Consider the following 11420-nt stretch of genomic DNA (forward strand, 5'->3'; position numbering starts at 1 on the left):
AACGAATGTCAAGTATCTTGCTATTATCTATTCGACCGGAATACGCCAACAAAATATTCGACAGTAATAAGACTGTTGAATTGCGGCGCGTCCGCCCTCGATTATTGAACGAAGGCGATTTAGTGTTAATTTACGTTTCTTCTCCGATAAAAGCTGTATTCGGTTCATTCAAAGTGGATTCTATTATAGAAAAACCAATTGCAGAACTTTGGGAGGAGGTTGAAGACAAAGCAGGCATTTCATCGGAAAAATTTTATGACTATTATCAAGGTACAAAAACAGGTATTGGAATTTTTTTGAAAGATATTCATAGGTTTAGCCAACCAGTAGACTTACAGCGTTTAAGAAAAAAGTTACCTGAGCTTAAACCACCACAAAGTTATCGTTACATTACGGATAAACAGTTAAAAATGGTCAAGTCTTTAGGAGAATGTTCGAGATAAATGTTTACTACAATAATTTAGTAATTAATAGTTGGCAAGAGCAGTATGCTAGCGGAAAAAAAAGCTGAGTTCGTCATGCTATTTGAGGAATTTGTCAGTTCATATCCATACACTCCCGATGGGTTGCATCACACAGCGGCTTACCAGGAGCAGCGTCAGCAGGGGCGTCGAAATTTTGAAGCGATCGCTGCTGCTGCTGAGTCTGGAGAAGATGTGACTGAATCTGTAATGTTGCAACTTCTACCTTACCAAGACTCTCCTACTAATCGAAAAAGAGGAGCCTGGATTCATATTAATCCGTGCCTCCCAAAAAAGTTAGTATTGCATTCAAAATTATATAAACTAGACAAATGGTCAATACTTCCCGTAAGACCAAGAATTGCCGACTATATTATCTATTTCGTCGGCTGTTGTAACGAGGATCCGAGTCGGCTATATTCAGCCTGTAGAGATTTTTTAGAAATGCCAGTATCCTTATTTGGCAAGATATGCCAGACAGGAATGCTAACACCTATCCTCAATGCTCTCCGTCCCGATGACTTTCTCGCGATTAATGACAAGTCAATACAGGTTATTAACTATTTCGCCAATACTTCGTATAGCAAAAAGCTAATAGACTACTCCTCTGCTAACTTCACCGGACGCGAGCTGATTGAAGAATTAACTAAAGAAATGCACCAGACTGGCGTTCCATCTATTCGAGATGACGATCTATTTGATATGTTCTGCCACTGGCTTGTCGAAATAAAAAAATATGACTTTTTTTGTAACGAAGTGCCACTCGTAGATGAGGAAATTGTGTTTGAATACGCTGTAGAAGAACTAAAGTTGCAACCGGAATATCTTTTGAACCAATGTGCCGAAGAAACGGGTTTTCAAACAACCCAACTAACCCAATGGATACACACCATTAACCGCAAAGGCCAAGCCATCATCCAAGGCCCGCCCGGAACCGGAAAAACCTTCCTCGCCCAAAAACTCGCCCAACACTTAATCGGCGGCGGTGACGGTTTCTCAGACACGATCCAATTTCATCCAGCTTATACTTATGAAGACTTTATTCAAGGCATCCGCCCCCAAAGTCAAGACGGGCAATTAACTTATCCAATAGTTCCCGGTAGATTCCTAGAATTTTGTGAAAAAGCCGAAGCCTGTGAAGATATTTGTGTTCTGATCATTGATGAAATTAATCGCGCAAATCTCTCTCAAGTCTTTGGCGAATTAATGTATCTCCTAGATGACCGACAAGACACAGCACGCTTTATTAAACTAGCCAGCGGTCAACAATTTAGAATCCCTACAAATGTCCGCATTATTGGCACAATGAACACCGCAGACCGTTCTATTGCCTTAGTTGATAATGCCCTCCGTCGCCGCTTCGCATTCATCCCCCTTTATCCTAACTATGAACTGCTAAAAAACTATCATATTAGAGAGCAAACAGGTTTTCCAGTTGATCAATTAATTGGTATTCTCGAAAATATCAATCGGACAATTAACAACAAACATTATGAACTCGGTATCTCCTTCTTTTTAACAAAAACTTTAGCTGAAGATATCCAAGACATTTGGCAAATGGAAATTGAGCCATACCTCGAAGAATACTTCTTTGATGACCAGGCAAAAATGGATGAGTTTCTCTGGGATAAAATCAAAGACGACAAATTGAACAATTGAGAATCTAACGCTACCATTACCAAAAACACGGCGTTATAGCAGTAACCGTAGGGTGTGTCGCTATAGACAATCCTCAATCAAGAGCGACAATCTAATAGCGACGCACCTGCTCCATCGCGCTCTTAGAAATCAACCCTCCGTTTCACTTCGCCCAACATTTTTGTTTTAAGCAAGCTTTTTTCTAAATGATGTAAGGTGCGTCGCTGTGAGATTGTCGGTTTTTATTGAGATATTTTCCAGGGCAACACACCCTACGAATAATGTTGTAAAATTCGTAAATTTAGTATTATGGTATTTATGAAACGAGAATCACCCCAAATTATCAAACTTACAGAATATAAATCCGAAAGCTTTGAACGAGATTTTATCCCCGAATCAGTAGGAGAGAAAATATACCAGAATTATGCTAAGCAAATAGATATAGAATTTCCAAATCCTAAAACTAAATATAAATGGCAATTAAAATCTCAAGGCATTGTTGGAAATATTCCAATCACTCCACAATTTCACATTGTCATCAGCCCAAAAGTTCCGATCGCAAATTTATTCGGAATGCTTGAGTATACCTACAAACTTAATAAATATTTTCTTCAAGGACAGATTGAGTGCGAATCTTTAGAACAAGTCTATAAACGATTAGCTAACATCCTTGCTCATAAAATTCTCGAACGCTGTCGCAAAGGATTATATCGCGATTACTTACCCAAAATAGAAAAACTTGCCTATATTCGCGGCCGCATTGATGTCCGGCAAGCTGTACAAAAACCTTGGGATGTTAAACTAAAATGTCACTATAACGAACAAACAGGCGATATCGAAGACAATCAAATTCTGGCTTGGACACTCTTTATAATTGGCCGCAGCGGTTTGTGCGGCGAATCTGTCTCATCGACGGTGCGAAAAGCTTTTCACGCACTCCAAGGATTTGTTACCCTAACATCTTTTAAACCAGATGCTTGTATCGATCGCACTTATCACCGTTTGAATCAAGATTATCAAATATTACACGCTCTCTGTCGCTTTTTTCTCGAAAATACTGGGCCAAGTCACGAAAAGGGCGATCGCGAAATGCTCCCTTTTTTGATAAATATGGCTAGTTTATATGAACAATTTGTCGCTGAATGGCTCAAAGCAAATACACCAAAAGGCTTTAATGTCGAACCAAAATACCCAGTTAAACATGACAAAGATTATTCCGATGAGATTGACTTAATTATACGCGATATTGAAACAAATGAAATCCTGTACGTCCTCGATACCAAATACAAAGCTCCTGATCGGGTAGACAGTCGTGACCGTCATCAAATAGTTGCCTACGCAACAGCAGTAAACTGTAAAAATGCAATTCTCATCTACCCGCAAGACCTCAAACAGCCACTAGATATAAAAAATGACGATATTCAAGTTCGCAGTCTAAAATTTTCCCTAGATAGCGACCTCCATGAAGCCGGAAAAACCTTCTTAACCTCTCTACTTCCAAACACCCTCCCCTAACTCTTCTCTGCGCCCTCTGCGCCCTCTGCGGTTCATTTCTCCACAAAAAAAGAGGCGCAATTGCGCCTCCCAAATCTTTCATGTCCGCGTTCTAAACACTAACAGCCACTTTCGATTCTTTCGCAGTCAACTTCTCGTAAGTCGCCCGCATCTTCAATCCCACTAACACTTGGAATAAACCTGTTCCATTGTTGGAACCGGGATATTCGCGGTGCTGGAGCAACAGGTGAGTTAACTCGCCTTCGTACTTCGCAGAAGTCTTGCTCAAATGGCTTTCGATGTAAATAACTTCTTCGAGATTCTCGAACTGACCGTCTACTTCCAAAATCGAGACTTCGTGACCGTAGAAAGCGTCTGGGCCGTAGTACATCTTAATTCCGGGATAGGAACAAGTCAGTTTGCGACCGCAAGGAACCCAGTTAATTGTTGAACCTTCGTCAAACAAATACGCAGGTTCAAAATTGGCGACGCCTTCGCGTTGGATCATTTGGACGCGCAGAACTTTCCGTTCTTTGTCGTCTTTGATCAAGTTGGTGGGCAATACTTGAATTACCACATCAGCATATTGCTTTTGTGGATCGATGTAGGCGGTGAAATCTGGTTTGCGAGCGTTGATCGCAAACAGCACGTCTTCGTAACGGTGGCCCCGTTCCGCCATGTCGCGCTGGATTTTCCAAGCAATTTTAACTTCGTCGCTGATGTCGAGGTAGACGCTGAAGTCGATGAGATTTCTCACTCGCTCGTCGTAAAGGGGGTGCAGCCCCTCAATCACGATGATGTGATTCGGCTCTACCCGCTCAGGAGGATCGAGCAGACCGGTTTCGTGGTTGTAAATCGGTTTGTCGATCGCCCGGCCTTCTTTGAGCGCTTTCATTTGCTCGGCCATCAGGTCAAAATTGTTAGCTCTGGGGTCTAGGGCGGTAATCCCTGTTTCCTTGCGCTGCTTGCGATCGAGACAATGATAGTCATCGAGGCAGATTACGGTAACGAAATCTTCCCCGAACAAATCTGTCAATCGGCGCAAAAAAGTAGATTTTCCGCAGCCGGAGTCTCCAGCAACGCCAATTAAAACCACGCGATCCGGCTTACTTGTCATACTTTCCCTCTAAAAAAATCACTGTTTACTAACTCAAGTCTAGATTCCACAAAATTTAAGGCCGCAGGTAGCGTGCCAGCTTTGTGCGATTTTGTTGCTACCCCGATCGGATCGAGCACTCACCAGCATACAGGAGTCAGTTGACTGCCTGCGAGGGAAGACCCAAGCAATCTTCAAGGCAATTGACATACTCCCCAACCCTCAAGGCATGGGGATTGTGGATTCAAACAGCTTCTGGCAAGCACAGCTTGTCCGATCTGGCCTGGCCTCTAGGTTGATGCCCCAACCTATTTGAGATTTTTTGGACTATGGAGTTGAGACGGGATTTTTACATCTGGCGAATCAACAATATATAGTTCCATCACGATTCCCGTCCGATCGGGCTTGCCCGCTCGCCTGCCTTATAGGATGGGATCGTACCCCAATTTTTTGGCTATTAATGCTAACTTTAGTGATTAATCTTACCAGAATGCGTCCGCCCACTACAAGCTCAACGTCATTTAATCAAATCGTGCTTTAAGTTTTACTTCATTATAAATTGTATATTTCAATGCCGTATTCCCTTTGATAAGTTAAATCCTCTCCCGATATCGGCCTGGGCCTCTGCCGAATCCCTAAATCAGAAGGAGCGATCGGGGCCGATCCCGCGATCGGGTAAAATATTGGCAGTACGCAGACAACAATAGCTATAGGTCAACACCTGAACGCAGCCGGACTCGATAGCCGGCGTGATGTTCGGCTGATTGGGAACTGGAGGCGCGATCGACCAAAAATTGACACGCCCGCCCGCAACGGCGAAGCCCAAAGATTGGCGCGGCCAATTAGTCCAGATGGCCTTAAGAAAAAAGTAAATTGAGTCTAACGTCACATTCTCTATCTTTATAACTCTGTATCGTGAAGGACAAGCAACAAATGTACAGCCCAAGCATCTCTGGTGTAGCTGCCAACTCAGAATCAGGCAGCCGCATCTTTGTTTACGAAGTCGAGGGTATGCGTCAGAGCAAAGCAACTGACGAAACAAATCACCCAATTCGCCGTAGCGGTAGCGTGTTTATCTCCGTGCCCTACGATCGCATGAATCAGGAAATGCGGAGAATTGCTCGCATGGGTGGCAAAATCGTCAGCATCCGCCCATCAAACGGCGCTCCCGAAACTCATAGCAAAGTTGCACCAGAAGCAGGGCTACAGAGTCAGAAATCTGGAGAAAAAGCTAAGCCCATGACTCAAGCCAAGGAAAAAGTTCAGGTTCCTGTTAACCTCTACAAGCCAGCCAATCCCTATATTGGTAAGTGCATTTCTACAGAAGAAATGGTCAGAGAAGGCGGCGAAGGCACAGTCCGCCACGTCACCTTCGACATTTCTGGTGGCAAATTGCACTATCTCGAAGGTCAAAGTATCGGGATTATTCCCGATGGGACGGATAAAAACGGCAAACCTCACAAAATTCGGCTTTACTCGATCGCCTCTACCCGTCACGGCGACAACCTCGACGACAAAACAGTCTCGCTGTGCGTCCGCCGGCTAGAGTACAAACACCCAGAAACAGGCGAACAAGTGTTGGGCGTTTGTTCGACTTTTCTGACCGGTTTGGAAGCAGGGGATGATGTCAAAATCACCGGCCCAGTAGGCAAGGAAATGCTCTTGCCCGATGACGAAGATGCCACCGTAATTATGATGGCTACCGGTACGGGTATTGCTCCTTTCCGCGCTTATTTGTGGCGGATGTTTAAAGAAAACAATCCCGATTACAAATTCAAAGGTTTAGCTTGGCTGTTCTTTGGAGTTGCTTACACTCCCAACATTCTTTATAAGGAAGAGTTGGAAGAATTGCAGCGCGAGTTCCCCGATAATTTCCGCTTGACTTATGCCATCAGCCGCGAGCAAAAAACTGCTGACGGTGGCAAGATGTACATTCAAAGCCGGATCAAAGAGAACGCAGACGAATTGTGGGAATTGGTTCAAAAGCCGAACACTCACACTTACATCTGTGGTTTGAAGGGAATGGAAGGCGGAATTGACGAGGGAATGTCTGCTGCATCTAGCAAGCACGACGTTGACTGGACAGGCTATCAAAAACAGTTGAAAAAACAGCATCGCTGGCACGTTGAAACATATTAATGTGTGACCTGATTTAATTTGTTGAATTGTAGGGTGGGCTTTTGCTCACCCTATATTTTTATTTGAAACAGTTTTCAGCTTTGAGTAATACCAATTTGAAGAAATATTGCAGAATCAGAAATTAGAGATTTTCACCTGTAGGGAAACGGCAATGCCGTGTCCGGTCGAGAGTGATGACGCGAGGACAGATAATTTATATACGGTTAATAACCGTAGCAGCAATTTTTCACGCATGGTATAACTTATTCACCAAAGACAAGTGTTAAAATATACATTAAGCTCACTCACCGAAAAAGGGAGATGACTGACATGGTACTAATTTCTACCCAAAAACTAACCTTTGAAGAATATCTGAACTATCAGGGAGAATCAGGTGTTTGTTATGAATTATATCGGGGTAATTTGATTGAAATGCCAACACCTACAGCAATACATATCAAAATTTGTGAATTTTTGGTTTACCAGTTCCGGCGCTTCTTTGCAACACATAATCTACCGCTAGTTGCAGTTGTCACTACCGCAGTCCGAACTGAGGAAAACTCTTCCCGCGTTCCTGATGTTGTGATTTGCACTCGGAGTCTGTGGGAACAAGTCTGCGCGCAACCTGGTTCCGCAGTGCTGGACTTTGAAGAAAAACCGCTGTTAGTTATCGAAGTTACCAGTCAAAATTGGCGGGATGACTACATCCGCAAGCGTGCAGAATATGATTTGATTGATATCCCTGAATATTGGATTGTAGACCCAAATCTACTGAAAATACGAGTGTGTAGCCGTCCCGAAAATGAAGGCAGTTATTCTCACCAAGAATTTTTGCCGGGACAGCAAGTTCAGTCTGTACAGTTCGCTGAATTTATTTTATCGGTGAATCAAGTGCTATCTCCGCCCCAAGTAGAAGATTTAATTCGAGAAGAAGAAGCGCAGCGACAGCAGCTAGAACAGCAAGTCGAAAGACTAGCCCAGCGACTCCGAGAAATGGGGGTAGATATCGATACAGAAGTTTGAATTGTTATACCAAGTTAGATCCCCGACTTCTTAAAGAAGTCGGGGATCTGTATATTGAGTTTAGTTAAATGACAAATTGCTTTATTATCATACAATGATTGTAGATTAGAGTTTCAACGGGTCAAAGTCGTGGCTTTCAAAATTGGTTTGCTAGGTTTGGTTAAGTTTACTTACAAAAGCATAAATTTCAAAATTTATATGATAAATAAATAATAAGGATATGCAAGATTCTGGATACGAGGGTCAGAAAGTAGCCTATGTCAGTAAAAATTATTCGAGCAGCCTTTCGCGAGATACAAAAACTGTCCTATGACAATTTTCAGATAGTTTACCAGATTATCAGTGGTTTGAGCCAAGGCAGCCATCAAGATGTTAGAAGTTTACAGGGACATGAAAGACTGTGGCGAACTCGTCAAGGTCAACTGCGTGTGATCTGGGAACGAGATTCTGGCAATATTGTAGTGATTAAAGCTGGTTTGCGAGGAGATGTTTATGATAGGGTGTTTGACAGTCGCGATCGCACAGATTCGCTGGAAATAAAGGCAATAGAAGAATTGAATAAACCTCAAGGAACCGCACTAATAGATCATCCAGCTTATGAAATTCCACTAGAAAATACTAATTGGAACCAAGAAGAAAATCGTTGGTACAAATTTATTTATGCCAACTATTATCGCTACTCACCAGTGCTAACCCGTTACCAAAAACAGCCATTTGATGAGTTGATGCAGCATGGGATATGGTCTACAAAGAATTGGTTAGTTCAGAGTGCGCCAGGAACAGGGAAAACTGTATGTGCGGCTCTTCTAGCTTGTGAACTTCATCGCGATCAAAAGTGGAACACAATGCTTATTGTTCCTCCATCAGTGCGTGAAGATTTGGAAAATTACTCAGAGATAAAGAAGATAAAAGAGCAAAATTCAGAAGGTTTTTGGCTTGGAACCTTTCCTGATTGGGTGCGTGAAGTAGATCCAGAATTGGGCGATCGCCTAGCAACTTCAGAGGAAGAATTAGAAGCTCTGCGAGAAGTCGTGAGATTCCAGCCTTTCGCACCCAGCTTAGGAGAAATCAGTTCGCGAGATGTTTTGCTATATCAAGCTTTCGTTCTGGATCAAGAAAATTCTAACCAGCCTAGAAATGCCATCTACCAAGAGAATAGACAACGTATTGAGATTCTTGAGCATATTAGACCAGAATGGTGGAGAAGAAAGTTAGGGAATCGCCTCTGTAACTTGGATGTTGCGACTCAACTTAAATCTGCTGCGCCTCCCCCTCCTTACCAAAACCAGCCTACTATTTTAATTGTCGATGAATCCCAAGATTTTTTATTAGCTAAGTTAAAGGCTCTAATTGCTGTAAGAGAAGCTTGGGAAAACCAGAGACATTCAACTTATCTCTGGTTGTTGGGAGACTTAAATCAGAGAATTCAACCCGTAGACTTTGACTGGGGGCAACTAGAGTTAGGCAGGCGCATTGAACTTAAGTACAATTATCGAAATTCACGCCATATCTTAAAGTTTGCCAATCAGTTTTTAGAATTTGCCAATCAAGAAAATGCTAGGTATGATGGCCGGCATTTTCCCGAACCGAGCGATCCTGAATATGCTGTTGAAGAAGGTGAGCAAGTGCGCTTACTAGAATACTCTTCATCGGAGTTAGCTTTAGAGTTTTTAGGGCTTTTAGAAGAGTTTTTAGATTTGCTGCAAGTAAAATCATCTGGAGAGGGACAGGGTGAAAGGTATTTTCTTCAGCAGTCAGCAAACCAGGTGAAAGTTCTGTGGACTAATCCAGATGAGAATCAATACGAATTCAGTAATATAGAAATTTTGAATGCAGAAAAAGCTAAAGGACGGGAGTTTGATGCTTGCGTAGCTTTTCGCATATTTGAGAATAATGGGACATCTCGGTTAGAAGAGAGTTTTCAATGGTACACATTGCTAACGCGCCCTCGTTCTCGCTTATTAGTGGTAGCAACTACAGAAGAATTAGAGAGGATTGGTAGGAACTACTTTGAATGTTGCCAAACTATTGATGCAGAAGAAGCTATTAGTTGGATTACTGAATTTGCGAGTGGTGTTGACATAAATATGCTCATAGATAACGTTCAAAAAACTCAAGAAAAATTGCTGAAAGGCTGTGACAATGGCCATCCATACTTGGATACTTATTTTGTTTTAAATTTAGCTAAAATTGAAAGTGAAATTCTTTACCAATGGGAGCAAGAAGCAATCAATAGATTACAGGGTGTTGCTAATTTTTATTTATTAGCGATCGCTAAACTGTTAAATAACCAATATTTTATATTATTATATTGTCATTTTCATGCCTTGATTCAGCAATGCCGATTACAGCAGCGTTCTAATTCTTTACAAGAGGAGTTAGAAAATGTTCCTAGTGATAATATTTCTCTACGCTGTTTGCTGTTACGGGCAATGAACTGTTCTTGGCAAGCAGTTGAGGAAGCGTCTCGTTTTCAAAATAGTAATCAGGAGGAATATAAACGTTTAGTTGAAAGTATTGCCCAAGATTTAGAACACAAAGATTTACTCTATGAAGCAGCGCGAGTCCGTGAGAAAATAGAACAACCTATACCGAAAAATTTTCCTTTTTCTGATAAAATAGCCAATCGTTCGGGCTCTTTGGTATCGTTACTCTGTCAGGCTATGCTCGATCGCCCTTTTCCAGATGCGTTAGACAAATAGACTGAAATAATTTATTATGAAGTGACTGTAATAGAGGTAAGTTGTGAAAATGCAAAATGATTTTGAAATAGCCGGTCAACTCAATCTTCTCTGGGAAAAGATTAGTGAGGGTATCACAGAAGCTAATAAGGTGCTTGAGCAAGTAAGAAAAGTTGAGCTAGATGTATCCAGTGCGGAAAAGGCGAACGCGGAAATAGCAGAAGTTATTGAGGTAGAGACATCCCGTGCGAAAAGCGAATTTGAGCTAGAGATATCCCGTGCGAAAAGCGAATTTGAGCTAGAGATATCCCGTGCGATAAGTGAAGTTCAACCAGAGATATCCCGTGCGGAAACGGCGAAAGCAGAAATCGCAAAAGTTATTGAGGTGGAGATATCCCGTGTAGAAACGGCGAAAGCAGAAATCGCAAAAGTTATTGAGGTGGGGATATCCCGTGCGAAAAGTGAATTTGAGCTACAGATATCCCGTGCAAAAAGCGAATTTGAGCTACAGATATCCCGTGCGATAAGTGAAGTTCAACCAGAGATATCCCGTGCGGAAACGGCGAAAGCAGAAATCGCAAAAGTTATCGAGGCGCAGATATCCCGTGTAGAAACGGCGAAAGCAGAAATAGCAGCATTTGAGTCTTTAATCAAGGAAATAGGGGGATCTGCGGGTTTAAAAAAGCTGTGCCACGAGCTTCAGGAAGGGCGCGAGGTGGCGTTTAAACTTGAGACATATCATCAGCAAGAAAACCAGAAACTGTTGTTAGAAAAAATGGCTCAACAGCAACAGCAATTTATCAGGCAAGGAAAACTGGAGCAAGAAAACCAGAGGGTGCATCTCACTTTGGCAAATACATCAAATTGAAAGTTGACCGTTGAGATAAGCACAGCGAAGAGAAAGGATAG

At 42.3% G+C, this 11420-nt stretch carries 9 protein-coding genes; 7 read left to right on the top strand and 2 right to left on the bottom strand.

What is annotated here, in order from left to right; genetic code table 11:
- Window positions 1–5: 5 nt before the first annotated feature.
- From QUB52_RS14010 to QUB52_RS14020, 3 genes are all read left to right on the top strand, one after another.
- A complete protein-coding gene (locus QUB52_RS14010; protein ID WP_332973522.1) occupies window positions 6–443 on the top strand; it encodes an ASCH domain-containing protein in 438 nt (145 codons plus the stop codon).
- Between the two features lie 45 nt (window positions 444–488).
- Window positions 489–2120, top strand: coding sequence for an McrB family protein (locus QUB52_RS14015; protein ID WP_332973523.1), 1632 nt, complete (start codon window positions 489–491; stop codon window positions 2118–2120).
- A gap of 288 nt (window positions 2121–2408) precedes the next feature.
- Entirely contained in the window at window positions 2409–3614 is a 1206-nt protein-coding gene (locus tag QUB52_RS14020) for an McrC family protein (RefSeq protein ID WP_332973524.1), read from the top strand.
- A 91-nt stretch (window positions 3615–3705) separates the two neighbouring features.
- Here the strand turns inward: QUB52_RS14020 and QUB52_RS14025 are convergent, their stop codons facing one another.
- Together QUB52_RS14025 and QUB52_RS14030 are read right to left on the bottom strand one after the other, a co-directional pair.
- Entirely contained in the window at window positions 3706–4710 is a 1005-nt protein-coding gene (locus QUB52_RS14025) for a phosphoribulokinase (protein ID WP_332973526.1), read from the bottom strand.
- Between the two features lie 619 nt (window positions 4711–5329).
- The gene (locus QUB52_RS14030) at window positions 5330–5578 is read right to left on the bottom strand and encodes a hypothetical protein (protein ID WP_265233515.1); all 249 of its coding nucleotides are present in this window, start codon (window positions 5576–5578) and stop codon (window positions 5330–5332) included.
- A gap of 44 nt (window positions 5579–5622) precedes the next feature.
- Between QUB52_RS14030 and petH the strand changes: the two genes are divergently transcribed.
- The 4 genes from petH to QUB52_RS14050 all read left to right on the top strand — a co-directional run bounded on the left by petH (window position 5623) and on the right by QUB52_RS14050 (window position 11379).
- Entirely contained in the window at window positions 5623–6828 is a 1206-nt protein-coding gene (petH, locus tag QUB52_RS14035; protein WP_332973528.1) for a ferredoxin--NADP reductase, read from the top strand.
- A gap of 309 nt (window positions 6829–7137) precedes the next feature.
- Window positions 7138–7830 carry a Uma2 family endonuclease gene (locus QUB52_RS14040; RefSeq protein ID WP_332973530.1) on the top strand — a complete coding sequence of 231 codons (693 nt, stop codon included), beginning with the start codon at window positions 7138–7140 and terminating at the stop codon, window positions 7828–7830.
- 461 nt (window positions 7831–8291) lie between these two features.
- On the top strand, window positions 8292–10532 hold the full coding sequence (locus tag QUB52_RS14045) for a hypothetical protein (RefSeq protein ID WP_332973531.1): 2241 nt from the start codon (window positions 8292–8294) through the stop codon (window positions 10530–10532).
- 49 nt (window positions 10533–10581) lie between these two features.
- Window positions 10582–11379 carry a hypothetical protein gene (locus QUB52_RS14050; protein ID WP_332976202.1) on the top strand — a complete coding sequence of 266 codons (798 nt, stop codon included), beginning with the start codon at window positions 10582–10584 and terminating at the stop codon, window positions 11377–11379.
- Window positions 11380–11420 lie beyond the last annotated feature (41 nt).

The sequence above is a fragment of the Microcoleus sp. A6-C6 genome, from assembly GCF_036705955.1.
Classification (GTDB): Bacteria; Cyanobacteriota; Cyanobacteriia; order Cyanobacteriales; family Microcoleaceae; genus Microcoleus.

Excerpts from the sequence above, each read along its gene's own strand:
- QUB52_RS14010 (WP_332973522.1), top strand. The coding sequence starts at position 6 with ATGTCAAGTATCTTGCTATTATCTATTCGACCGGAATACGCCAACAAA.
- QUB52_RS14015 (WP_332973523.1), top strand. The coding sequence starts at position 489 with ATGCTAGCGGAAAAAAAAGCTGAGTTCGTCATGCTATTTGAGGAATTT.
- QUB52_RS14020 (WP_332973524.1), top strand. The coding sequence starts at position 2,409 with ATGGTATTTATGAAACGAGAATCACCCCAAATTATCAAACTTACAGAA.
- QUB52_RS14025 (WP_332973526.1), bottom strand. The coding sequence starts at position 4,710 with ATGACAAGTAAGCCGGATCGCGTGGTTTTAATTGGCGTTGCTGGAGAC.
- petH (WP_332973528.1), top strand. The coding sequence starts at position 5,623 with ATGTACAGCCCAAGCATCTCTGGTGTAGCTGCCAACTCAGAATCAGGC.
- QUB52_RS14040 (WP_332973530.1), top strand. The coding sequence starts at position 7,138 with ATGGTACTAATTTCTACCCAAAAACTAACCTTTGAAGAATATCTGAAC.
- QUB52_RS14050 (WP_332976202.1), top strand. The coding sequence starts at position 10,582 with ATGCAAAATGATTTTGAAATAGCCGGTCAACTCAATCTTCTCTGGGAA.